Source organism: Tolumonas lignilytica (assembly GCF_000527035.1).
GTDB classification, from domain to species: Bacteria; Pseudomonadota; Gammaproteobacteria; order Enterobacterales; family Aeromonadaceae; genus Tolumonas; species Tolumonas lignilytica.
On record NZ_AZUK01000001.1, the window covers coordinates 2,019,713 to 2,043,488 of the forward strand.

The 23,776-nt window shown below is 51.9% G+C and carries 22 protein-coding genes; 9 read left to right on the plus strand and 13 right to left on the minus strand.

Annotated elements, in window-relative coordinates; translation table 11 throughout:
* Positions 1-19 precede the first annotated feature (19 nt).
* The 3 genes from degS to H027_RS18355 all read right to left on the minus strand — a co-directional run bounded on the left by degS (position 20) and on the right by H027_RS18355 (position 3,047).
* Positions 20-1,120 carry an outer membrane-stress sensor serine endopeptidase DegS gene (gene degS, locus H027_RS0109525; protein WP_024872226.1) on the minus strand — a complete coding sequence of 367 codons (1,101 nt, stop codon included), beginning with the start codon at positions 1,118-1,120 and terminating at the stop codon, positions 20-22.
* 88 nt (positions 1,121-1,208) lie between these two features.
* On the minus strand, positions 1,209-2,573 hold the full coding sequence (locus H027_RS0109530) for a DegQ family serine endoprotease (RefSeq protein WP_024872227.1): 1,365 nt from the start codon (positions 2,571-2,573) through the stop codon (positions 1,209-1,211).
* Positions 2,574-2,651: 78 nt separating this feature from the next.
* Positions 2,652-3,047: a Z-ring associated ZapG family protein gene (locus H027_RS18355; RefSeq protein WP_024872228.1), complete on the minus strand. Its 396-nt coding sequence runs from the start codon at positions 3,045-3,047 to the stop codon at positions 2,652-2,654.
* A gap of 367 nt (positions 3,048-3,414) precedes the next feature.
* Here H027_RS18355 and rplM point away from each other — a divergent pair, with 367 nt between their 5' ends.
* The 6 genes from rplM (at position 3,415) to rraB (ending at position 6,421) form a co-directional block, all read left to right on the plus strand.
* Complete coding sequence (gene rplM, locus H027_RS0109540; RefSeq protein ID WP_024872229.1) at positions 3,415-3,843, plus strand: 50S ribosomal protein L13; 429 nt, start codon at positions 3,415-3,417, stop codon at positions 3,841-3,843.
* 14 nt (positions 3,844-3,857) lie between these two features.
* Positions 3,858-4,250: a 30S ribosomal protein S9 gene (gene rpsI, locus H027_RS0109545; protein WP_024872230.1), complete on the plus strand. Its 393-nt coding sequence runs from the start codon at positions 3,858-3,860 to the stop codon at positions 4,248-4,250.
* A 217-nt stretch (positions 4,251-4,467) separates the two neighbouring features.
* Entirely contained in the window at positions 4,468-4,806 is a 339-nt protein-coding gene (locus H027_RS0109550) for a P-II family nitrogen regulator (protein WP_024872231.1), read from the plus strand.
* Between the two features lie 77 nt (positions 4,807-4,883).
* Complete coding sequence (locus H027_RS0109555) at positions 4,884-5,465, plus strand: transglycosylase SLT domain-containing protein (protein WP_024872232.1); 582 nt, start codon at positions 4,884-4,886, stop codon at positions 5,463-5,465.
* Positions 5,466-5,489: 24 nt separating this feature from the next.
* Positions 5,490-5,999 carry an S-ribosylhomocysteine lyase gene (luxS, locus tag H027_RS0109560; RefSeq protein ID WP_024872233.1) on the plus strand — a complete coding sequence of 170 codons (510 nt, stop codon included), beginning with the start codon at positions 5,490-5,492 and terminating at the stop codon, positions 5,997-5,999.
* 74 nt (positions 6,000-6,073) lie between these two features.
* Positions 6,074-6,421 carry a ribonuclease E inhibitor RraB gene (rraB, locus tag H027_RS0109565; protein WP_024872234.1) on the plus strand — a complete coding sequence of 116 codons (348 nt, stop codon included), beginning with the start codon at positions 6,074-6,076 and terminating at the stop codon, positions 6,419-6,421.
* Between the two features lie 57 nt (positions 6,422-6,478).
* On the opposite strand, the gene H027_RS0109570 is transcribed toward rraB, so the two are convergent.
* From H027_RS0109570 to H027_RS19240, 7 genes are all read right to left on the minus strand, one after another.
* Positions 6,479-7,321: a pirin family protein gene (locus tag H027_RS0109570; RefSeq protein WP_024872235.1), complete on the minus strand. Its 843-nt coding sequence runs from the start codon at positions 7,319-7,321 to the stop codon at positions 6,479-6,481.
* A 113-nt stretch (positions 7,322-7,434) separates the two neighbouring features.
* A complete protein-coding gene (locus H027_RS0109575) occupies positions 7,435-8,457 on the minus strand; it encodes a nickel/cobalt transporter (protein WP_024872236.1) in 1,023 nt (340 codons plus the stop codon).
* Positions 8,445-9,077 (minus strand): DUF1007 family protein, encoded by a 633-nt coding sequence (locus H027_RS0109580; protein ID WP_024872237.1) that lies wholly within the window; start codon positions 9,075-9,077, stop codon positions 8,445-8,447. Before H027_RS0109580 ends, H027_RS0109575 begins: the two co-directional genes overlap by 13 nt.
* Entirely contained in the window at positions 9,078-9,986 is a 909-nt protein-coding gene (locus tag H027_RS0109585) for a metal ABC transporter substrate-binding protein (RefSeq protein WP_024872238.1), read from the minus strand.
* Between the two features lie 9 nt (positions 9,987-9,995).
* A complete protein-coding gene (locus H027_RS0109590) occupies positions 9,996-10,874 on the minus strand; it encodes a metal ABC transporter permease (RefSeq protein WP_038149243.1) in 879 nt (292 codons plus the stop codon).
* A complete protein-coding gene (gene aztA / locus H027_RS0109595) occupies positions 10,874-11,617 on the minus strand; it encodes a zinc ABC transporter ATP-binding protein AztA (protein ID WP_024872240.1) in 744 nt (247 codons plus the stop codon). Before aztA ends, H027_RS0109590 begins: the two co-directional genes overlap by 1 nt.
* A gap of 2 nt (positions 11,618-11,619) precedes the next feature.
* Positions 11,620-11,751, minus strand: coding sequence for a hypothetical protein (locus tag H027_RS19240; RefSeq protein WP_272912538.1), 132 nt, complete (start codon positions 11,749-11,751; stop codon positions 11,620-11,622).
* A 148-nt stretch (positions 11,752-11,899) separates the two neighbouring features.
* On the opposite strand from H027_RS19240, the gene H027_RS0109600 reads away from it, so the two are divergent.
* From H027_RS0109600 to H027_RS0109610, 3 genes are all read left to right on the plus strand, one after another.
* Complete coding sequence (locus H027_RS0109600; protein WP_024872241.1) at positions 11,900-12,349, plus strand: Fur family transcriptional regulator; 450 nt, start codon at positions 11,900-11,902, stop codon at positions 12,347-12,349.
* Positions 12,350-12,536: 187 nt separating this feature from the next.
* Positions 12,537-15,428, plus strand: a complete 2,892-nt coding sequence (glnE, locus tag H027_RS0109605; RefSeq protein WP_024872242.1) for a bifunctional [glutamate--ammonia ligase]-adenylyl-L-tyrosine phosphorylase/[glutamate--ammonia-ligase] adenylyltransferase — start codon at positions 12,537-12,539, stop codon at positions 15,426-15,428.
* Between the two features lie 172 nt (positions 15,429-15,600).
* Positions 15,601-18,675, plus strand: coding sequence for a beta-galactosidase (locus H027_RS0109610; RefSeq protein WP_152536709.1), 3,075 nt, complete (start codon positions 15,601-15,603; stop codon positions 18,673-18,675).
* A 199-nt stretch (positions 18,676-18,874) separates the two neighbouring features.
* Here the strand turns inward: H027_RS0109610 and H027_RS0109615 are convergent, their stop codons facing one another.
* The 3 genes from H027_RS0109615 to H027_RS0109625 are packed head-to-tail and all read right to left on the minus strand — an operon-like array spanning position 18,875 to position 23,691.
* Positions 18,875-21,946: a multidrug efflux RND transporter permease subunit gene (locus tag H027_RS0109615; protein WP_024872244.1), complete on the minus strand. Its 3,072-nt coding sequence runs from the start codon at positions 21,944-21,946 to the stop codon at positions 18,875-18,877.
* A gap of 12 nt (positions 21,947-21,958) precedes the next feature.
* Positions 21,959-23,080, minus strand: coding sequence for an efflux RND transporter periplasmic adaptor subunit (locus H027_RS0109620; protein ID WP_024872245.1), 1,122 nt, complete (start codon positions 23,078-23,080; stop codon positions 21,959-21,961).
* A gap of 44 nt (positions 23,081-23,124) precedes the next feature.
* A complete protein-coding gene (locus H027_RS0109625; RefSeq protein ID WP_024872246.1) occupies positions 23,125-23,691 on the minus strand; it encodes a TetR/AcrR family transcriptional regulator in 567 nt (188 codons plus the stop codon).
* Between the last annotated feature and the right edge of the window lie 85 nt (positions 23,692-23,776).

The following is a 23,776-nucleotide window of genomic DNA, read 5'->3' on the forward strand; positions in this document are numbered from 1 at the left end:
ACCTGAAGGTGCCTTTTGTTTATCCATTGTTGGTTTTATTGAAGCGCATATCTTCATCAACGGTAATCATGAAATCGAGCTGTTTTCCGTTACGCAAGACGGTGAATTTTGCTTTGGTTCCGGGTTGCATTTCAGCAATAAGATCCATGGCGTCGCGAACGTTGACAATGGGTTTATCGTTGATCCGCAACAGAAAATCGCCACGTTGTAAGCCCCCCTTGGCTGCAGGACCTTCACTATCCATATTTTCGATCATTAAGCCCTGTGACATCTTGGCGTCTTCTAATTTCGCCGTGACGGAATCGATTTGAATACTTGAAATTCCCACATATCCCCGTTTTACGCGGCCATGGGCAATCAGTTCATCCATGATCCGTTTTGCCAGGCGATATGGGATCGCAAAACTGATGCCATATCCCTCCTGTGATGTACCGGAATGATAGGAACCGGCATTGATACCAACCAATTCGCCTCGGGTATTGACTAAGGCTCCACCAGAATTCCCGGAATTAATGGCGGCATCCGTCTGTAACAGATCCTGACGCCCGTTACTGTCTGGCCCCATTGTGCTAAGACCGATGCGGCCTGTGGCACTAATAATACCCTGCGTGATGGTCTGACCAACGTTATAGGGGTTACCGATAGCCAGCACGACATCGCCGACTAGGGGCGATAGCTGCGGATCTTGGGGAATTTCCGGCAGATTATCAGCAGAAATTGACAGCACCGCCAGATCGGTAGGCACATCCGCACCGACTAACTCGGCGGTAAAAACCCGACCATCCTGCAAGGCCACAATGATTTGATCTGCATCGGCAATAACATGGAAATTGGTGAGAACATAGCCCTTACGCTGCATGATCACACCAGAACCCAGGCTTTGTGGTAATAATTCTTTGCCATTGTTCAGCGAGGAGTGCTGAAAACTGCGAGTGTATATATTGACAACGGCCGGACCTGCGCGACTGGCTGCATAGGCATAACTCAAGGGTGGAGAATCCCGTGGATCGGGAGTATCAAAACTGAATTGACGCAGGCGAGGAGCCCAGATAATCAAACCAGCAAGCAACAGCCCTAATAGCACGGCTTTGCCAATATAACGTAAGGCTGCGATTATCATGAACACTCTCTCCATTCCAACTGAATGAAAAGAATAGCATATCTTCCAGAAGAATCGCCTGCTGACACATGATCAGCAGGCGGATTTGTTAACGCAGTACCAGATAGAGATTGGCATCGCCACGGCGAATATTCAATGCCAGAATATCACCATGATGTTTCATCTCAGCACGCAGCTCTTGCAGATTCGTAATTGGTGTACGGTTTACACCAATGATGACATCACCTTTCTGTAATCCCGCCTGTGCCGCTGCGGAATGTTGGTCCAGTTTGGTAATGACTACCCCGACGATATCAGAACCCGGTTCGCTGTTACCTAAGGTAGCGCCTTCCAGAGCGGGATGCAGCACACTGGCTTTGGTTTCAGAAAGGTCAGCCTGCTTCAGTGTTACATTGACTTCCTGTTCTTTGCCATCACGGATGACACCCAGCGTGACGGTTTTTCCTGCCCCCATGGTAGCAATGTTGGCCCGTAACTCGCCGAATGACTTCACTGCTTTTCCGTTCAGCTTAACGATGATGTCGCCCGGTTTGATCCCGGCTGCGTCAGCGGCAGAATGAGGCACCACCTGATTAACAAACGCACCCTGTTGTTTATCTGTACCAAATGCTTTTGCTAAATCAGCCGTCAGCTCTCCGCCCATGATACCAAGGACACCACGACGAACTTCACCGTATTTCAGGATCTGGTCTGAGATATCACGGACCATATTTGCAGGGATCGCGAAGCCGATACCGATGTTGCCACCGTTAGGCCCTAAAATAGCGGTGTTGATACCAATCAGTTCGCCCTGGAGATTCACCAGTGCACCGCCGGAGTTACCGGAGTTGATGGCGGCATCGGTTTGGATGAAGTTCTCGATATTTTCGATATTCAGGCCACTACGCCCCAGCGCACTGACAATGCCGGATGTCACGGTCTGACCCAGACCAAACGGGTTACCAATGGCAATGGCAAAATCGCCGACGCGTAACTGGTCGGTATTTGCCAGCTTGATTTCAGAAAGACCATCGGCCTTTATCTGTAACAGTGCGATATCTGATTGCTGATCCTCACCAATCTTCTTCGCTTTGAATTCCCGGCCATCCTTGAGGGTTACTTTAATTTCGTCTGCACCATCCACAACGTGGTGGTTTGTGATCACGTAGCCTTTAGCTGCATCAATAATAACGCCTGAACCTAAAGCCTGAAACGGCTGTTCCTGTACCTGGGAATCTGGCGCATCAGGACCAAAGAAGAAGCGGAATTGTTCCGGGATCTCCTGACGGGTCTTCTTTTTGCCTGAAACCAGAATATTAACAACCGCAGGCGTCACCTTTTCAACGACGGGGGCCAAGCTCGGCATCTCTTGTCCGTTAACAGTTAACGGTAAAGCGGCCTGAGCAGGTAATGCAGATAAAGCCATACTCAAACTTAATGCTAAAGCACTCAACATGTGTCGGGTATTGCTCATGCGCCACAGCTCCTTACAAACAAGACCAAGTAACTACCAACTCATTGGTATATGACAAGAATTGCTAAGAAGAGTTCACTAAGATTTATGATCATTTAATAAACCTGATGGCTCACCTGAGTAGTCGCGTGGTGGATGAACGCCTTCGTTAACGGGTGTTGGCAGTTCTTTTTCCTCGGCAGGAACATCCGGTTGGAAATTGTAAACGGTCTGACTGTTCGTGAGCTTTTCGCTCTGTTCAGTCATATGTTGTGACATGCGTTGATACTGGACATCTAGTTGCTCCATCAGCGTGGAGAATCCGATGAAATGATCCTGCACATCCCGTTTGTACTGTTCAAATTCCTTACGGGTTTTGGTTAATTCTTTGTGCAGTTTGGCTGCATCACCAGCCCGGGAAGTTGAACGTCCTGCCACAAAGCCAATAATCAGGCCGATTACTACAAACAGGATCATGGTGAATTCAGTCGTCATAACAACACCTTAAATACATTACAGGAGACGGCTTCACTATAGCCGCAGACTTAAGCTAAGTGTAACGCTTTTATATTGCGGACTCTACGTAGTGTGATTACACAATAAAAAGCTGAAATCAAACTTAAACAGATAGAACTATTTGTAGCGATAAAATAAAAATCAAGATGCTTTTCTCATCAGCTTCCCCTATAATCTTGCGGCCCACGTTACAGGCCACCTCCGTAGACGGTGCCCACGCCGCTACGCGTGGACTAGCAACTCTGCTGGTCTTGTATTCGAAGGGGTACAAGCGAAAGCATTCACAGGTTATGTCTTAAATCAAGACGTAATTCGTTATTTTATTTAGGTAATTTGGGTTTACTCGATGAAAACTTTCGTTGCCAAACCAGAAACCGTTAAGCGTGACTGGTACGTTGTTGACGCAGAAGGCAAAACCTTAGGTCGTCTGGCCACTGAAATCGCTTCCCGCCTGCGCGGTAAGCACAAACCAGAATACACTCCGCATGTTGATACCGGTGATTACATCGTTGTTATCAATGCAGAGAAAATTGCTGTGACTGGTAACAAAGCAGCAGCTAAAACTTACTATTCATACTCTGGTTTCCCAGGTGGTCTGAAATCTATCACTTTTGAAAAGCTGATTGATCGTAAGCCAGAAATGGTTCTCGAAATCGCAGTCAAAGGTATGTTGCCAAAAGGCCCGCTGGGTCGTGCTATGTTCCGTAAACTGAAAGTTTACGCAGGTACCGAGCACAACCATGCGGCTCAACAACCTCAAGTACTGGACATCTAATCGGGAGCTGGCAAATGGCTGAAAATCAATACTACGGCACTGGCCGTCGCAAAAGCTCTACCGCTCGTGTATTTGCTAAAGTAGGTAGCGGCAATATCGTTATCAACAAGCGTTCACTGCAGGATTACTTCGGTCGTCCTACCGCTCGTATGGTGGTAATGCAGGCTCTGGAGCTGGTTGAACTGACTGATAAAATCGACCTGTACATCACCGTTTCTGGCGGTGGTATCACTGGTCAGGCCGGCGCTATCCGTCACGGTATCACCCGTGCACTGATGCAATACGACGAATCTCTGCGTCCAACACTGCGTAAAGCGGGCTTCGTTACCCGTGATGCACGTCGCGTTGAACGTAAGAAAGTTGGTCTGCATAAAGCGCGTAAGCGTCCACAATACTCCAAACGTTAATTTTACGTTTCAGTATTTGTGTTGCGAAGAAACCGTCTGGCGAAAGCCGGGCGGTTTTTTTTTATCCGGTAAAAAGCGATTCCTGTGCTATAACAAATGTTAAATGTTATTGGATTATGTCACAGTTCAAACCCTGAATTGCTGAGGGTGGTTGAAATCATCCGCAACAGGTATCATGTTGATAAACAGGATATGATCTGGCAGGAGAGCAGTAGATATGAAAAAGATTGAAGCGATTATTAAACCATTCAAATTGGATGATGTGCGCGAAGCACTGGGCGAAATCGGCATCAGTGGTATGACCGTTTCTGAAGTGAAAGGCTTTGGTCGTCAAAAAGGCCATACTGAACTGTATCGTGGTGCTGAGTATGTCGTCGATTTTCTGCCTAAAGTGAAACTGGAATTGGTGGTGAACGACGATGATGTTGAGAACTGCATCGATGCCATTAATCGCAGTGCTAAAACCGGCAAGATCGGCGATGGTAAGATTTTCGTCACCACGGTAGAACGTGTCATTCGAATTCGTACCGGCGAAGAGAACGAAGAAGCTATCTGATCCTCTTCCTGTAACCACATCGTTACTGTGCATTAAGCAGATGACGATGTGGTTTTGTTTTTATGGATTGTCGTGTCATGTTAAAACCACTCTTTCTGCTTTTGTTGTTATTGCTGACCTCATGCAGTTCAATAACGACGCAACGCCCCGCAAATCCAGAAAATATTTGTGATATTTTCAGGCAGAATAGTGACTGGTATGAAGCTGCATTGGATATGCAGAAGCGCTGGAAAATCCCTCTGACGGTGCCGATGGCGATGATGTATCAGGAATCGAGTTTCAAATATGATGCGAAACCGCCGATGGATTATTTCCTCTTTGTACCGATTGGTCGACGTAGTTCCGCCTATGGTTATGCCCAGGTGAAAGATGAAGCGTGGGATGATTATAAAAAGCAGACCGGTAATCGCTGGGCAGATCGGGATAATTTTGCCGACGCCATTGATTTCATGGGCTGGTATGCCTACAAGACGAGCCGGGTAAACAAAGTTGCACCATCGGATGCGTATAATATGTATCTCAATTATCATGAAGGCTGGGGCGGTTTTCGGCGTGGTACGCACAACGATAAACGCTGGTTACTCAAGACCTCCCGCATCGTAGATACGCGGGCGAAACGCTATGCGGCCCAGTTCCGGCAATGTCAGAGTTCGCTGTAAACACAGAATGTTAAAGGAGGCAGCATGCCGTTATTAGATAGTTTTACTGTAGATCATACCCGTATGCAGGCTCCGGCAGTGCGTGTGGCAAAACAGATGCGCACACCACATGGTGATCCGATTACGGTGTTTGATCTGCGCTTCTGTGTGCCGAATAAGGAGATCCTGCCTGAGCGGGGGATTCATACGTTGGAACATTTGTTTGCGGGTTTCATGCGCGATCATCTGAATGGCAGTGATGTGGAAATTATTGATATTTCCCCTATGGGCTGCCGGACTGGTTTTTATATGAGTTTGATTGGTACGCCAGATGAAGCGCGTGTAGCTGCGGCCTGGCAGGCGGCGATGGCGGATGTGCTGAACGTGGTGGATCAAACCAAGATCCCTGAGTTGAATGTATATCAATGCGGGACCTATCAGATGCATTCACTCGAAGAGGCTCATGAGATTGCCAAGGCTATTCTGGCGCATGGGATCGGTATTAACAAAAATACGGAACTGGCGTTGCCTTCCGATAAACTGGCTAGTCTGTAATAATGAAACATGAAAAATCTGAGCCGACGAAGCAGGAAGTCTCTCGGCATAATGGTTCGGGGCAAGGAGCTGATATGAGTCAAGAATTAATGGAATGGCAGGAAGAAACGGCGGAAATTATTGCTGAATTGATGGAAGACGGCAGTAATCCAGATGCAGAATATCCGATAGAACATCACTTTGCAGCTATTGACTTCGACAGTCTGGAAAAACTGGCCGTGGATTTGTTTAAGGCCGGTTTTGAGGTCGAGGACGCAGAAGAAGTGGAACTGGATGACGGTGCGATAGTGTTTTGCTTTGACGCTACCAAAGAGGGTTCGTTGGATGTTGAGCGGATCACGGCGGAAATCGCTACCCTGTTGCCACTGTGTAAGAAATACCGCGTCGATTATGACGGTTGGGGCACCTATTTCGCGGAATAATGGACCATTCTTCCGTCAGCATTAGCAAAGCGGCCATTCACGGCCGCTTTTTTATTGTCAGAATTGACCGGTCTGGTAGTCGGCAATGGCTTGTTCAATTTCCTCGCGGCTGTTCATGACAAACGGCCCCCATTGCACAATCGGTTCGGCCAACGGCTGGCCGGTTAATACGAGCAGTTGATCGCCGGCATTCCCTTGCAGCAGCACACCATCGGCCTGTGGGTTGTTTTCCAGAACCGCCATCCGACGGGCCGTGACGCGCTGTCCGCCGACCTCGGGTTCCCCTGCTACCACATAAACCAGCGCATTGTGACTGGCGGTAATGGGAACAAAGATCGGCTGGGCATTGGCCAACTGAATGTCCAGATACAAGGGGGCAGTATCTGGCCGTTGCAGCGGTCCGACGATGTCATGCCACTGACCGGCAATCACTTTGACCGAATGCCCTTCTTGACTACGGACGACCGGGATCTGATTACTTGCTACTTCCTGATAGGTTGGTTTGGCCAGTTTGTTTTTGGCTGGCAAGTTGATCCAGAGCTGAAAACCGTGCATCAGACCTTCCACTTGTTCGGGGGTTTCTGAGTGCAGGATCCCTTTGCCCGCCGTCATCCACTGGACATCACCCGGACCGACGACACCTTCATGGCCAGCATTGTCTTTGTGACGCATTTGCCCGGCCAGCATATAGGTGACCGTTTCAAAGCCACGATGCGGATGTTCCGGAAAACCTGCGATGTAATCATTCGGATCGTCGGAGCGAAATTCATCGAGCATCAGGAACGGATCCAGCCGACGTTGCCATTGGTGGGTCAGCACCCGCACCAGATTAACCCCGGCACCATCCCGGGTTGGCTGACCTTGTACGAGATGTTCGGTTTTACGGCTGAGTTGCGACATATTATCACCTGCGGCATTTTTAAATTGACGATGACAGTATGACTGCAGATTTATCGAAAAATAAGTGGATTATTTCCACTAAATCGTTCGATTTTATGCAATTAAAGTCTGTCTCAATAATGCCGGAAAAACGGTGAAATCTGTGTGCTGAAGGCGTGAGCCATGCCATAACCCAGCAGGATCAAGAATATTCCTCCCAACAGCGCGATGATTTCCAGACTGTAATACACCCATGGCCCGGATTTTTTATGACTAATGAGACGGATCGCCAGATGACGCATGCTGTGGCTGAACCAGGCGAGTAAACACACGGTTCCAGCAGTGCCGAGCGCCATCAATAAGACGGCGGCAATTCCCAGTGAGAACAGACCGATGGATTTGGCCAACACCATGATCAGGAGGGCACCAGTGCAGGGACGGATCCCCATGGTGAACATGACTCCCAGTTGGCTGTGCCAGTCTTGCGCCTTGTTTAATTGCGTGAGATCCGGGGTGTGGGCATGGCCACAGCCGCAGGCGGCTTGCGAGGAAACGGGTTGGCGCTGGAGCCCGGTCACGGTTTTATGGCTGGCCGGTTGTACGCGATGAATGGTGAATCGGGGTTTTGCCGGTTGTCTGAGTTGGTATAACCGATAAGTAGCGCGCAGACTGAGATAACCACCCAGCAGGGCAATCAGCCAGAAACTGAATTGATCCAACTGCAGACCGAATTGCTGGGCGCGGATCTGTGTCCAGCCGAGTAAAGTGGTGATAACCGTCATCAGCAAGATGGCGACCAGCGCCTGCATCAGGGCGGCCCCCAGCGACAGACTCATTGCTCGTTTTAGCTGGCTGTCATGTGTGGCCAGATAGGTGCTGAGTACGGCTTTACCATGGCCGGGCCCGACCGCATGAAATACACCGTAGAGAAAGCAGAGCCCCAGCAGTAATGCTTTGGTTTTGATATCAGGGCTCAGCGCAGCCCGTAACAGAATGGCCATTTGCTTATGCAGCTGATTTTGCCATTGCATGACCTGCCAGCTGAGCCACTGCCAGTGCAACATGGCGGTGAGCAGGATGCCACCTAAGGCAAGAAATGCTGTCAGCAGAAGAATGAAATGAACACGATCTTGTTGCGGTGTGGTTATGGATGACATGTCACGATGACCTTTTCAGCAAAGAGTGTTCCCAGTCCTTTATCGCTTTGCTGTGTTACATCCAGCGAAGCGGCATAAGCACTTAGATCGTCTGGGGGTTTCGGGGTTTCAAGCCGTGCACTGCACAGTTTGCTGGCATTATCCGAGAAGCTGATGGCGCTGAGTCTGTGGTGCAGCATCTCCACATAATAGGTTGAATCATAAATGGAGAGGCTGAAGGTATTGCCTTTGACCACGACGGGTTCTTTCAGCGGCAGCACAAAATGCAGCACCAGATGATATTGCTGTTTTTCAGTGCGGTAAGCCGTCGGCGGGGAGAAGGTGAGATCTTTTCCATTCATTTTTAAATGGGTTAACCAGTTCTCGGAAGCCATGAATTCAACGCTTTGTTTGGCAAAATCCTGATATTGCTGTGCCAGCGGCTCTTTCTTCTGCTTCATGTCTTCGATGATGTTGGCGGAATAAAAATCGTCGAAGTGCCAGATCAGATCGAGTGCCGTTAATTGCTGTTTATCATCAATCAAAAAGCGGGTTTGCAGATCCATCCAAGCATGCGGATGAGCCATCGCCAGCGGTGCGGCGAGGCTCAACAGAAGAAATAGGCAGAATCTTTTCATCATTTACTGCTTCAGCGCGGCCAGAATTTGTGCGGTATTGTAGCGCATCATGTCCAGATAGGTCGAAGCCGGACCATCCTTGGCGGACAAGGCGTCGGAGTACAATTCCTTACCGGGGATCACACCGGTTTCTTTGCTGATTTGCAACATCAGCCGCGGGTCAGAAATATTTTCGACAAACAGGGCTTTGATCTTTTCCTTACGGATTTGCTGGATAATTTTTGCCACATCACCGGCAGACGCTTCGGATTCGGTATTGACGCCCTGCGGGGCAATGGCGGTGAGCTGATAGTGACGTGACAGATAGCCAAAGGCATCATGGCTGGTGATCATCTTGCGCTGTTCGCTTGGGATCGCGGCAAATTCCTGTAACAGGGTATGGTCGAGCGCGTCCAGCTTCTGAATATAGTTCGCGGCATTGCGCTGATAATCGGCCTGATGGGCCGGGTCGGTCTGGCTTAAGCCATCTGCAATGTTATGTACATATTGGATCACATTGGGAATGCTGTGCCAGGCGTGAGGGTCTTGGGTGGGCTGCGCATGTTTTGCCGCATCTTCGGCATCAACGAAGGTCTGGGGTTGAATGCCCTGACTGGCGGTGATCACCTTGCCTTTGTAATGACTGGCGGACACCAATCGATCCATCCAGCCTTCAAAGCCCAGTCCATTGACGACAAATAACTGTGAGTGGGTCAGATGGATGGTGTCCTGCGGCGTTGGCTGATAAACGTGCGCATCACCATTCACTCCAACCAGTGTCGTCACGGTGACATGTTCTCCACCCACCTGTTTCACCAAATCGCCGAGGATTGAGAAACTGGCCAGCACCGGTATCTTATCAGCGGCAAACACGCTGCTACTGCTCAGACAGGATGCCAATACGGCAGAAACGAGGAGCGATGATAAACGCATGAAAACTCCTTAGGCTTGCAGATGTGAACGGTGAACATAACGCCAGAGCAAACCGCTTTGACGCCCAAAAATCACCGAGAGAAAATAGCCGATCCCCAATGTCAGGATGATGGCCGGACTGGTAGGCCACCCCAAATGGTAGGAAATCAGCAGACCAACCAGTGCACTGAACATGGCCAGTAGCACAGAAATCAGTAACAGGTGGCTGAGACGGTTGGTCCAGTAACGGGCCGTGATGGCGGGCAGGATCATGATGCCGACTGCCATCAGGGTGCCAATGGCGTGGAACCCGGCGATCAGATTCAGCACCGCCAGCAAGAGAAACGCGATGTGGGCAATCGGCCCCATCCGGCTGACGCTGCCGAGAAAATCCGGATCCAGACACTCCATCACCAAAGGGCGATAGAGCAGTGCCAGCAAGAGCAGCGTGAGTGAAGTGACACTTCCCAGCAGCCAGAGTGCGGCGTCGTTCAAGGCCAGGGCAGAACCGAACAGGACATGCAACAGATCGACACTGCTGCCATGCACGGAAATAATCATCACCCCCAGTGCCATCGAGATCAGATAGAACGCGGCCAGACTGCTGTCTTCGCCACTTTCGGTCAGGCGCGCCACAAATCCGGACAGGATCACCACCAGTCCACCGGCCAGCAACCCACCAATGGTCATCGCTTCCACCGACAACCCAGCCACCAGATATCCCAGTGCGGCACCGGGTAAGATGGCATGTGCCATCGCATCACCGGTCAGGCTCATCCGGCGCAACATCAAAAAGACACCCACCAGTGGCGCACTGAGTGATAACGCAATACAACCGGCCAGAGCCCGTAGCATAAAATCAAATTCGGCAAAGGGTTGGATCAACCACTGCCATAACAAGGTGAGCATCAGGCAACTTCCTTTTCTGAGAGATGACACACCGGAGCATCTTCATCAAACGAGTCGATTTGATGACGGGCCTGTTGCCAGTTTTCTGCGGTGATCACCTCGGCGGTCGGGCCGTAAGCGATCATCTGGCGGGCCAGTAACAGGCTCTGCGGAAAGTGATGACGGACCTGTTCGTTGTCATGCAGCACCGCCAGAATGGTACGGCCTTGTGCATGCCAGTGATGCAACAACTGCAGCAGATCCTGACAGGTTCGGCTATCAATGGCGTTGAAGGGTTCATCCAGCAGGATCAGCTGTGCATCCTGCAGATAAAGCCGGGCAAACAGGGTGCGTTGCAGTTGTCCACCAGACAGTGAGGCGATCGGGCGGTTGGCAAAACCCTGCATGCCCACGGCGGCCAGTGCATGTTCAATCTGATGGCGGTGTGCCTTGGTCAAACGGCCAAAGCTACCCAGTTCACGCCATAGGCCCATGCCGACCAGTTCCGTGACGCTGATGGGAAACTGTCGGTCAATGCGCGATTGTTGCGGCAGATAGGCGATCTGCTCGCGGGTGATACCTTGTAGCTGTAAAGTGCCCTGCAGGGGTTTTAGCTTGCCCATGATACCTTTCAGCAGCGTCGATTTACCGGCGCCATTAGGGCCAACAATGGCCAATAGCTGACCGGCTGGGATATCCAGATTCAGATGATGAATGGCCGGGTGCCGATCATACCCCAGCGTCAGATTTTCAAACCGTAGCATGATTAACGCATACTCCAGAGTAAGAGCGCCCAGATCGGCAATAAGATGACAGCAGCAACTAACAGGCGTTGCCCGACGGACCAGAATAGACTGGCTGCTGGCCGTGGCGATGAAGCTTGATGGGAATGAGACATTGCAGTGAACCATGAGGTTACAGATTGTTGCGGATGTTATAACATAACATTCGGGATGAAAAGTATTATCAATAAGACTTTTTGCTGCTGAATCGGCAGTGATTCGGTATCCTTAATAGGGATCAGGTTATTCAGGAGTATTGAACCCATGCAGCATGCATCGCCTCGCTGTGAACATAATCAGGCCGGCTTGACCACCAATCGCCGGTTAGTGCTGGATGTATTGCTGCAGGCGGATCGGGCCGTCAGTGCTTATGACGTGCTACAACTGTTGCGTGAGAAAGAGGTGCACTGGCAGCCGCCGACTGTGTATCGAGCACTGGCGTTTCTGGTCGAGGCGGGGATGGTGCACTATATCCAGTCGATCCAGAAATATATGGTTTGCCATCATCAACACTGCGGACATGTCACGCAATTGTTGATTTGCCATCGGTGCGGACAGGTGCAGGAAGTGCCGATCGCTGACTCACTGGTGGCGGAACTGGAACAACAGGCCGCCGCGTATCATTTCACGTTAATTCCGCAATTTCTCGAATTGCAGGGCATTTGTGCCACATGTCAGGGCGAGAACACGGATGTTCAGATAACAGAACGCTGACACGCCATAAATACATCCCTGTAGGCTCGAACGGCGGCATCCCTGCCGCCGACGGTCGCTTATATCTTATCTGACCAATCTTGAATCATATGTATATCTGAAAATCACAGATTAAGTATCGCAACATCCCGCAGTTGCATCACTGCTGTTATGCTTTAGATATTGATCGTAAACGGATTGTCTGAACATGACCTCATCGACTGTACTTCCTTTACCTGCCTTGTTGTCTGAATTGGCGAACCGGCAGTGGCAACGGCTGTTGGAACGCGCTGATACTACGCAGCAAGCCTTGTTTTTCGCTCATCAGCCGATGCTGTTACGCTTGCTGGCCTTATCTGATTTTGTCGCCGAAGCCTGTATTCAGTCGCCCGCCATGCTGGCCGAAATGCTGACCAACGAACATTATCTGCAGGCCGAACGCAGTGACAGTTACGCGCCGTTATTACAGCAGGCACTGGCTGAGATCGAGAACGAAGAACAACTGAAACGGGTATTACGCCAATTCCGTCGTCAACAGATGGTGCTGATTGCCTGGCGGGAGCTGCTCGGTTTATCGACGGTTCAGGAGAGTTTTACCCATCTATCGGTGTTGGCGGAAAGCCTGATCATGGCCGCCTATGACTGGTTATATGCGCGGATGTGCCGGGAGGTGGGTACGCCGATTGGGCGCGACAGCCATGAGCCGCAACGCATGCTGATCTTTGGTATGGGGAAACTGGGTGGCGGCGAGCTTAATTTTTCCTCCGATATCGATTTGATTTTTGCCTATCCCGAACGGGGATTTACGCAAGGTGGCCGGCGGGAGTTGGATAACCAGTCGTTCTTTACCCGTCTGGGGCAGCAACTGATCCAGGCATTGCATCAGCAAACCGTTGACGGACAGGTGTATCGAGTGGATATGCGCCTGCGTCCGTTTGGTGATTCCGGCCCGCTGGTGGCGAGTTTTGCGGCGCTGGAAGATTATTACCAGCAGCATGGCCGCAACTGGGAACGCTATGCGATGGTCAAGGCCCGGATCATGGGGCCGGAAAACGCAGATAGCCGTTATCTGATGCAGATGCTGAGGCCGTTCATTTACCGACGTTATGTCGACTTCGGCGCGATTGATGCCTTGCGCAAAATGAAGGGCATGATCGTGGCTGAAATCCGGCGCAAGGGGTTGAAAAACGACATCAAACTGGGTGCTGGGGGTATTCGGGATGTCGAATTTATCGTGCAGGCGCATCAGCTGATCCGCGGTGGTCGGGAGCCGGGGCTACAGGTGCGGCATATGCCCGCGGCACTGGCGGCCTTGCGTGATTATCAGGTGATCAGTACCGAAGAATATCAGACGCTGCACGAAGGCTATCATTACCTGCGGCGGGTAGAGAATATCCTGCAGGAAATCGCCGATCAGCAGACGCAGACGCTGCCCGACAATGATCGTGACCGCTGGAGGGTTGCCGTGGCGATGGGACATGCCAGCTGGGAAGATTTCAATCGCGAATTGCAGCAGGTGCATGCTCAGGTCAACCAACTCTTCCGTGAGGTCATTGGTGAGCAGGAGGAGCAGGAATCGGATGTTCCGGCGTGGTGGCAGGATGTCTGGCATGGCCATTTGTCGGCGGCGGATCTGACATTACTTTTGCAACAACAGGCGATCACCGATGCGGAGAAGCTGGCCACGGAACTGGTCGCGCTGCGTGACGAGTGCGCACATCGTCCCATTGGCCCACAGGGGCGAGAAGCGTTAGCCAAGCTGATGCCCCGCTTATTGAATCTGCTGGTTCAGGACGAGGCGCCTACTGCACTCCTCATCCGTATCCGGCAGGTGCTGTTGCAGATCGCGACCCGTTCGGCGTATCTGCAACTGCTGGCGGAAAATCCCGGTGCGTTGAAACAGTTATTGAAACTGTGTGCGGCCACACCGCTGGTGGCGGAACAACTGGCCCGTTACCCAGTGTTGTTAGATGAATTGCTGGACCCGGCGCAGTTGTATCATCCGACACCGTTGGAGCAGTATCGAGATGAACTGCGGCAATATCTGTTGCGAGTGCCGGAAGAGGATGTCGAGCAGCAGATGGAGGCGATGCGCCAGTTCAAACAGATCCAATTGTTGAAAATTGTCGCAGCCGATATTGTGGGCGCCTTGCCGCTGATGAAGGTCAGCGATCATCTGACTTGGCTGGCAGAAGCCTTGCTGTCAGAAGTGATCAATCAGGCCTGGAACCAACTGACCGGTAAACATGGTGTCCCGCCGCAAACGGTGCAGCATGGCGGGAAAAATTTTGCGGTGATTGCCTACGGCAAACTGGGAGGCATCGAGCTGGGGTATGGTTCTGATCTGGATGTGGTGTTCATTCACGGCGGTGACCATGACGATGGCTATACCAACGGTGACAAACCGATCAGTGTGCGCCAGTTTTATGTCCGTCTGGCTCAGAAGATCATTCATCTGAGCGAAACCCGGACAACATCCGGCATCCTGTACGAAATTGATATGGAACTGCGGCCATCGGGAGCTTCCGGCATGCTGGTGTCCTCGCTGAAGGCCTTTGAACATTATCAGCAACACGATGCCTGGGTCTGGGAACATCAGGCGCTGGTGCGTGCCCGGGCTGTCTACGGTGATGATCTGCTGTTACGAGAATTTGCACGGGTTCGTGCTGCGGTATTAAGCCAACACCGGGATATTGCCATGCTGGCACAATCCGTGGCCGATATGCGCGCCAAGATGCGTACGCATCTGCTGCGTGGCACGGCAGAGCAGTTCGATCTCAAGCAAGGGGCGGGTGGAATGATCGATATCGAATTTATCGCCCAGTTCATGGTGCTGGCCTATGCGGAACAGCATCCGGCCCTGCTGACACACTGGTCAGACAATGTCCATATTTTTGAATCTTGTGTGGCGGCCGGCTTATTGTCGGAAGCGGAAGCGACCACCCTGAAGAATGCCTATTTGCTCATTCGGGATCGCGCCCATCGCTGTACCCTGTCGGGGTTGATCCGGATCATTGATGGACAAGAGCTACAGGCCGAGCGCACGGCGGTGATTTCACTTTGGCATCAGCTGATTGAATCGCATCTGCCTGCCAACTGATTTGGGATACAAGCAAGGGAATGAAACATGTCCCTTTGCTTTATAGGTGAAATGTAAACGATTACATAAATTCTATGATGTCCGTCACGACCTGAACCGATGCGGACAGTCAGAACATCTGACGCTCTTTATGATGACAGCGGACAACAGCATGTTTATCAGAGGAGTTTCTATGCAACTGGCTCAGTGTCTGGCGCGTCGTGACTGGCAAAATCCGGCGGTAACCTCTCTGCATCGTCTGCCCGCGCATACCCCGCAGCGCAGCTGGCGTAATATTGAGGCCGCCCGGCAGGAACAATCTTCCCCCTCTTTTGTCAGCCTGAATGGCGAGTGGCAATTCAGTTATTTCAGCGCACCGGAACGGGTGCCGGAAAGCTGGTTACAGGCCGATTTAACCGACAGTCAACCCATTCCCGTTCCTGCAAACTGGCAAATGCAGGGCTATGACATCCCTATTTACACCAACATCAAATATCCGTTTCCCTGCACACCGCCAACGGTACCGGAAGAAAACCCAACCGGGTGTTATTCCACCACCTTTACGGTCGATGCGGCGTGGTTGGCTTCAGGCCAGACCCGCGTCATTTTCGACGGCGTGAATTCCGCATTTTATCTCTGGTGCAACGGGCAGTGGGTTGGTTATTCCCAGGATAGTCGTTTACCGGCGGAATTCGATCTGACGCCTTACCTGCAGGCGGGGCCAAACCGTCTGGCGGTGTTGGTGCTGCGCTGGTCAGATGGCAACTATCTGGAAGATCAGGATATGTGGCGCATGAGCGGTATTTTCCGCGATGTGTCGTTACTGCATAAACCCGATACCCGACTGGCTAATATCCTCGTTCGTCCTGAGCTGGATGCCTGCTATCGGGATGCACAGTTGCATCTGCAGATCGAGGTAGCCGGTGAGGTGGCCGGGCATCAGGTTAGCGTTTGGTTATATGATGCCGAAGACGCACTGTTATGCGAACGTCGGCCGCTTGGCACCGCTGCCATCGATGAAAAAGGGGCCTATCATGATCGGCTGCTGCTCTCGCTGCCTGTCAGGGAACCGCGGCAGTGGTCAGCGGAAATCCCGAATCTTTACCGGCTGGTGGTCGCACTGGAGACGTGCGACGGAGAACTGGTTGAGGCAGAAGCCTATGATGTGGGCTTTCGCAGCGTCGAGATTAAAAATGGCCTGTTGCTGGTCAATGGCAAGGCGGTACTGATCCGTGGCGCGAACCGGCATGAATTCCATCCAGAGCGAGGTCAGGCAGTACGTCCGGAAGACATGCTGCAGGATGTCCTGCTGATGAAGCGCTATAACTTTAATGCCGTCAGAACCTCGCATTACCCCAATCATCCTTACTGGTATCAGTTGTGTGACCGACTGGGGCTTTATGTGGTTGACGAGGCCAATATTGAAACGCACGGCATGACGCCGATGAGCCGTCTGTCGGATGATCCCAGCTGGACAGGCGCTTTCACCGAGCGCGTGACCCGGATGGTGCAACGCGATTTTAACCACCCATCGATCATTATCTGGTCACTGGGAAATGAATCAGGACATGGCGCGGTACAAGACAGCATGTATCGCTGGATCAAGTCCCGCGATCCCAGCCGTCCGGTGCAGTATGAAGGCGGTGGCGCAAATACCGCCGCCACCGATATTGTCTGCCCGATGTATGCGCGCGTCGATGAGGATCAGCCCTTCCCGGCGGTGCCCAAATGGGCAATCAAGAAGTGGATTGGTCTGCCGGGTGAGACTCGTCCGCTGATCCTCTGCGAATATGCGCATGCGATGAACAACAGTCTCGGCGGTTTTGCCCGTTACTGGCAGGCATTCCGGCAATATCCGCGTCTGCAGGGCGGATTTATCTGGGATTTCGTCGATCAGGGGATCCGCCGGATCAGTGCTGATGGGCAAGCCTATTGGGCCTATGGCGGGGATTTTGGGGATACGCCCAATGATCGCCAATTCTGCCTGAACGGGGTGTTCTTCCCCGATCGCACCCCCCATCCGTCATTGTATGAGGTACAGAAAGCCCAGCAGTTCTTCCAATTTAAGTTGCTGAGCGTGACTCCTCTGACGATAGAGGTGCAAAGCGAATACCTGTTCCGGCACAGTGATAACGAGCAGTTACGCTGGCAAATCATGCAGCAGGGGGAGCTGAAAGCCTTTGGGGAATTCGCGCTATCAGTTGGCCCGGAAGAGCGCGTGATCCTGACACTAAGCCAGGATTTACCTCATTTGGAGGCCGGCATTGAAGCCTGGCTGGATGTGTCGGTGCATGTAGTACATGAGACGCCATGGACGGAAGCTGGCTTTGCGGTAGCGAAAGAGCAATGGCCGTTGCCGGTTGCATTGGCCGCGCCAACGACAGCAACGACGGTTGAGGCATTGCCGTTACTGGAAGATATGGGGCATGTCTGGCAGATCTCGGCCGGTTCACAACGCTGGTGGCTGGATAAAGCATCGGGTCTGTTAAGTGACTGGCAACAGGATGGACAGGCGTTGTTGTTGTCGCCATTGCAGGAACAGTTCATCAGGGCGCCCATTGATAACGATATCGGCGCCAGTGAGGCGGATCATGTTGATCCTAATGCCTATATCGCCCGCTGGCAGGCGGCCGGTTTAAACCAGTTGCAGAGTCGTTGCTTCGCGATGACAGCTTATGCGGGTGCTGAGGGCGTGATGATCCAGGTGGCACGCGGGCATTACCACGACGACCGGTTGTTACTGCGTTCTGACTGGCAATATCAGTTTACGGCACAAGGTGCACTGACGCTGACGGTCACGACGCAGGTTGCGGAAGGGTTACCTTCATTGGCCCGGATCGGGATGGTGTTGCATCTGGCGGATGGCGCCGAGCAAGTCAGCTGGTTTGGGCGTGGTCCGCATGAAAATTATCCGGATCGCCAGTCATCAGCCCATATCGGTTACTGGCAGTTTCCGCTCGCTGAAATGCATACACCTTATATCTTCCCCTGTGAAAACGGTCTGCGTTGTGACACGCGCTATTTGCAACTGGGAAGGCTGAAGATTCAGGGCTTGTTCCATTTCCGCGTTAGCCCATACAGCACGACACAACTGGCTGCGACGCGCTATCAGTATCAGCTACAGCCGGAAAAGGGAGTCTATCTGCATCTGGATGGTTACCATATGGGGATCGGCGGCGATGACTCCTGGAGCCCGAGCGTCCATCCCGATCATCAGTTGGGGGCGGGAACGTATCGCTATCAGGTGACGCTGGAATATAAAAGATAGTCGTCAAATTTAATTTGATGTGTGGCGGTGGGCAGGGAATAAATAAGGGAACCGTCGATGGCAGGGATGCCATCGTCGAGCACCCAGGGATGGGTTCACAGCGTGTTCCCGTTTTATTGCCTGTCTGCTGCCTTTGCCCACTCAACAAAAAGCCCGTCGGTATCACCAACGGGCTTTATAGTTGCTGCAGTATCTGGCGCTATTCTTCGTGCAACGCCAGCGGGGCAACCGCTTCGTCAAACTCCTGCAGCGGCTTGTGGTTTTTACCAATAAAGGTATAAATCACCGGCAGTACAAACAGGGTAAACAGCGTACCGATGCTCAGACCGGCAATGATCACGATACCGATACTGAACCGGCTCAGGGCTCCGGCGCCGACCGCACCCAGCAGCGGGAACAAGCCGGACACCATGGCTGCGGTCGTCATCAGGATCGGGCGCATACGAATGCGGGCTGCGACTTTCACCGCATCCATCTTGTTCAGCCCTTTCAGTAATTGCTGTTCACGGGCCACCTCACAGATCAGGATCCCGTGTTTACTGATGAGCCCGACTAGCGTGATGATCCCCACCTGGGTATAGATATTCATCGTCGATAATCCCCAGGCCAGCGCCACCAGCGCACCACAGATAGCCAGCGGCACCGACACCATGATCACCAGCGGATCGCGCCAGCTTTCAAACTGCGCAGCCAGTACCAGGAAGATCACGCACAATGCCAGCAGGAACGTGAACATCAGCGCATTCCCTTCCTGCACGTACTGACGGGCTTCCCCCATATAGTCGTGCTGATACCCTTGCGGGAAATCAGGTACCACATTCTCTTCCAGCCATTTGACCGCATCGCCCATCGGCATGATTGGTACAATCCCAATGGTGGCTGCGTTTAGCTGGTTATAGTGCGGTAAGGCCCGGATCTCACTTTTCAGTTCAACCGACACCAAATTGCTCAGCGGGATCGATTGTCCGCTGGCGGACAGCACATAGTAGTTTTTGAGTGATTCCGGGTTGAGACGGAACTGACGTTCCACCTGCGGGATCACCTCATAACTGCGGCCATTCAGCGAGACACGGTTGACGTTACCATCCCCCATCATGGCGCTCAGCGTCGAAGCGATATCCTGCATGGTGACGCCATAAGCACCGGCTTTATCCCGATTGATCTTGATGTGCATCGTGGCGGAATCAAAAGCCAGATCCAGATCGGTATATACGAACTGACGGTTGGTTTTGATTTTTGCCAATGCATCGCTGGCGACTTCAAACAGATTGCGGAATTCGTTTGGTGTCGTGATCACCAACTGTAACGGTAATCCGCCGCCAGCTCCCGGCAATTCAGGGAATGGGAATGAACTGATGGCCACGCCCGGAATGCTTTGCAAAGCCGCGTTGGTGCGTTGCAATACGACCGGCGCTTTGTCACGCTCACTCCACGGTTTCAGGATCGCAATCGCCAGCCCCTGGTTACTGTTGGGGATCCCAGCCAGCGCCAGATTGGTCGACATCGCCGGATCTTTCATCAGTTGATTGCCCGCTTCGGCCACGTTCTTCTGGATATAGTCCAGATTGGCGGTATTCGGAGCCTTGGCCATCATCAGATAGGCGCCACGGTCTTCTGAAGGAGCCAGTTCAGCCGGGATCAGCTTAAACAGTAACGGCATGACGGCTAACACGATCAGACCAAACGCAATAATGACCGGACGACGGGTCATCACCTTATCCAGCATCCGACTGTAAGCCGCCGTAATTGAGTTCAGCGTATTTTCGACCGCTTTCTCAAAACGGTTTGGATTGACATGCGCCTTCAGCATCTGCGAACACATCATCGGCGATAAGGTCAGTGCAATGACACCGGAGATGAACACGGCCCCCGCCAGTGTCAGCGCAAATTCCTTAAAGATCGAGCCGGTGACGCCGCCCATCAGCGCAATCGGCGTATAAACTGCCGCGAGCGTAATGGTCATGGTTATGACCGGATTGGCAATTTCCCGCGTACCGATGATGGCGGCCCGGAACGGACTTTCACCCGCCTTGATATGCCGGTCGACGTTCTCGACCACGACGATCGCATCGTCGACCACCAGACCGATCGCCAGCACCATGGCTAACAGCGTGATGAGGTTGATTGAGAAGCCAAACATCTGCATCAGCATGACCACCCCGATCAGGGATAGCGGGATCGTCACAATCGGGATCACCACCGCCCGCATCGAGCCGAGGAACAGTGCAATGACCACCAATACGATAGCTGCCGCTTCTACAATGGTCTTTAACACCTCATGGATCGATTCATTGATCGCTTGGGTAGAATCGTACAGCAGTTTCATCTGCATGGTATTGGGCAGGTTGTGCTCAAAATCCGGCAACAGCTTGCGCACATTCGCGGCAATATCCAGCGGGTTGGCAGACGGTGAAGAGTCAACCCCAATGATCACCGCTTCTTTACCATTGGCCAGGGCGCGGTAGATATCGTGGTTTTTCTCCAGCGTCACTTTGGCGATATCGCGTACCCGGATCACGGCGCCATCATGGCTGGCGACCACCAGATCTTCCAGCTGTTGGGTACTGTTGATCTGGGTATCCGCTTCGGCGTTGTACAGCACAAAATAGCCAGTTGCCTGACCCGGTGCCGACTGATAGTTGTTGGCCTGCAAGACCGACATGACCTGCGAGGAGGAGAGGTTATAAGCCCCCATCTTCAACGGATCCAGCCAGATGCGCATCGCGAACTGGGTACCGCCATACAGGTTCACTTTCGCAACACCTGGGACGGTAAACAGCTGCGGCTTGATCACGCGCTCCAGATAATCGGTAAGCTGAGAGGAGTTCAGCGCCGCACTGGAGAAGGCAATATACAAGATCGAAGTATTACTGCCCGTCGAAGAGGTGATGGAGGGATCCTCCGCCTCTTTCGGCAGTTGTGACCGGACGGAGTTCACCTTGGCCAGTACATCAGCCAAGGCCGCATTCGGATTGGTGTTAAGGCGCATATTCACCGTGATGGTGGAGCTGCCTAACTGACTACGAGAGGTCATGTAGTCAATATTTTCAGCCTGTGCGATGGCTTGTTCCACGGGTTGTGTAATAAACCCCTGGATCACATCGGCACTGGCACCATAATAGTTGGTAGTAACGGTGATGACGGTATTGGTGACTTTCGGGTATTCCCGAACCGCCATCCCCCGTAATGCTTCCAACCCGAAGAGTACCATCATCAGGCTGATGGTGACGGCCAGCACGGGCCGCCTGATAAAGAGATCGGTAAAACGCATGCGCAGCTCCCGTTACAGTGCAGGCAAAGTCGCCGGTTTAGCGAGGGTATTGTCTTCCTCCGCCTTGACCTGGCTGCCGTTTGATAAACGGATCTGACCGGATGTCACCACGATATCGCCGATTTTCAGACCACTCAGCACATGGGCAACATCTTCATTTCGCTCGCCGACATTCACCACTACCTGTTTGGCAATGGTTGCCGGCTGGCCTTTGATATTCTTACCATTTTCGACGACATAAACCGTTTGTCCGTAAAGGGTAAAATTAATGGCGGTTTGCGGAATGATGATCTGATCTTTTATGACAGGTAACAGCACCTGGACTTTGGCATACATCCCGGAGCGCAATAAACCTTCGGCATTCGGAATCGATGCCTGAACCTCAACGACACCGGATAATTGCTTGACGGCGGGTTCAATCGCCGCAATTTTGCCGGTGAAAGGACGCTGCGGATACGCATCGACAAAAATATTGATCGACTGCCCGACCTTCACTTTGGACAAATCAGTCTGGGCGATCGTGAAGCGGATCTTCATCACCGAGGTATCTTCCAGACGGACGATATTGTCTCCTGCTTTTAGATACTGCCCTAAAAACACATTCCGTAACCCGACCTGCCCATTGAATGGGGCCCGGATCGTCATGCGGTCAATGGTGGCCTGCAGGGAATCGATCTGCCCTTGCAAAGAAAGATACTCCGCCTGGGCATCATCCAGATTTCCTTTAGAGACACCGCCTTTGCCATACAGGCTGCGCATCCGCTCATAATTGGCTTTTGCCGCCGGTAATTTCCCAAGTGAACTTTTCAGATTTGCACGTTCCACATCGGTATTCAGAGACAGCAATAACGTGCCTTTTTTGACCTTTTCACCTGATTCAAACGACAGTTTATCTACGGTACCGGCAACCTGTGTGCTGATATCCAGACCCTGATTGGGTTCGATAAAACCGATAGCTTCAATCGTCGGTGACCAATCGTGGCCTTTGACGGTCAGCGTGGTGACTGGGAAAACCGGTGCCGGTTTGCTGGCCATGGCTTTACCCATCTGAGCAAACTTATAAAAATTGAAACCAATCACACTGCCAAATAGCAACAGTACGATCAATATCATGATGATTATCCATTTTTTCATTCTGCTCTCCGTTTTTGTCTTTATCTTGCTGTAGGGTAGGGCATTCACTGGGCCAGAATGGCATGCCAACCGGCCTGAAGCAGTTGGTCTTCCAGTTCTGGAGTCATTTCAAAGGGATTGACACGTTGGGCTTGAGCAATACTCAATAATGAGCCAATGCTTAGATAGCCCAACATGCAGATCGGCATGTTCCGGAACAGGCCGCTGGCAATGCCTTGTTGATAAAACGCATCAACCGGTTGCCAGAGTTGGTCAGCCCAGAGTCGATCGTCATCATTAAAGAATGGGGAACGTTCATACAATTCTTTGAAATGCACCATATTTTGTTTGTCACGCAGCCCGTGATAGGCATTCAACCAAAAATGGCGGTATTGTTCGAAAGGAGCTCGTGTCGCATCGTGACCGGCCAGTAAACAATCCAGCATGGCACTGGCAGCCCGACGATAAATCGTCCGGATCAGAACCTCTTTACTCGGGAAATGCAGATAAACCGTTCCTGCCGCGATCCCGGCGGCCTTCGCAATCATTTGCATTGAGGTACCATGAAAGCCATGTTCGATGAACAACTGCTCTGCCTGGGCCATGATGATTTCGTTTTTTTCCTGCGACATTATTCACACTCATAAAAATGAATGAACGTTCATTCCATAACGAAGTTTAAAGAGATCCTGATGCAGATCAAGTCTGATATGATAA

Coding starts and splice junctions, on each gene's coding strand:
- degS (WP_024872226.1), bottom strand. CDS start 1,120: ATGATAATCGCAGCCTTACGTTATATTGGCAAAGCCGTGCTATTAGGG.
- H027_RS0109530 (WP_024872227.1), bottom strand. CDS start 2,573: ATGAGCAATACCCGACACATGTTGAGTGCTTTAGCATTAAGTTTGAGT.
- H027_RS18355 (WP_024872228.1), bottom strand. CDS start 3,047: ATGACGACTGAATTCACCATGATCCTGTTTGTAGTAATCGGCCTGATT.
- rplM (WP_024872229.1), top strand. CDS start 3,415: ATGAAAACTTTCGTTGCCAAACCAGAAACCGTTAAGCGTGACTGGTAC.
- rpsI (WP_024872230.1), top strand. CDS start 3,858: ATGGCTGAAAATCAATACTACGGCACTGGCCGTCGCAAAAGCTCTACC.
- H027_RS0109550 (WP_024872231.1), top strand. CDS start 4,468: ATGAAAAAGATTGAAGCGATTATTAAACCATTCAAATTGGATGATGTG.
- H027_RS0109555 (WP_024872232.1), top strand. CDS start 4,884: ATGTTAAAACCACTCTTTCTGCTTTTGTTGTTATTGCTGACCTCATGC.
- luxS (WP_024872233.1), top strand. CDS start 5,490: ATGCCGTTATTAGATAGTTTTACTGTAGATCATACCCGTATGCAGGCT.
- rraB (WP_024872234.1), top strand. CDS start 6,074: ATGAGTCAAGAATTAATGGAATGGCAGGAAGAAACGGCGGAAATTATT.
- H027_RS0109570 (WP_024872235.1), bottom strand. CDS start 7,321: ATGTCGCAACTCAGCCGTAAAACCGAACATCTCGTACAAGGTCAGCCA.
- H027_RS0109575 (WP_024872236.1), bottom strand. CDS start 8,457: ATGTCATCCATAACCACACCGCAACAAGATCGTGTTCATTTCATTCTT.
- H027_RS0109580 (WP_024872237.1), bottom strand. CDS start 9,077: ATGATGAAAAGATTCTGCCTATTTCTTCTGTTGAGCCTCGCCGCACCG.
- H027_RS0109585 (WP_024872238.1), bottom strand. CDS start 9,986: ATGCGTTTATCATCGCTCCTCGTTTCTGCCGTATTGGCATCCTGTCTG.
- H027_RS0109590 (WP_038149243.1), bottom strand. CDS start 10,874: ATGCTCACCTTGTTATGGCAGTGGTTGATCCAACCCTTTGCCGAATTT.
- aztA (WP_024872240.1), bottom strand. CDS start 11,617: ATGCTACGGTTTGAAAATCTGACGCTGGGGTATGATCGGCACCCGGCC.
- H027_RS19240 (WP_272912538.1), bottom strand. CDS start 11,751: ATGTCTCATTCCCATCAAGCTTCATCGCCACGGCCAGCAGCCAGTCTA.
- H027_RS0109600 (WP_024872241.1), top strand. CDS start 11,900: ATGCAGCATGCATCGCCTCGCTGTGAACATAATCAGGCCGGCTTGACC.
- glnE (WP_024872242.1), top strand. CDS start 12,537: ATGACCTCATCGACTGTACTTCCTTTACCTGCCTTGTTGTCTGAATTG.
- H027_RS0109610 (WP_152536709.1), top strand. CDS start 15,601: ATGCAACTGGCTCAGTGTCTGGCGCGTCGTGACTGGCAAAATCCGGCG.
- H027_RS0109615 (WP_024872244.1), bottom strand. CDS start 21,946: ATGCGTTTTACCGATCTCTTTATCAGGCGGCCCGTGCTGGCCGTCACC.
- H027_RS0109620 (WP_024872245.1), bottom strand. CDS start 23,080: ATGAAAAAATGGATAATCATCATGATATTGATCGTACTGTTGCTATTT.
- H027_RS0109625 (WP_024872246.1), bottom strand. CDS start 23,691: ATGTCGCAGGAAAAAAACGAAATCATCATGGCCCAGGCAGAGCAGTTG.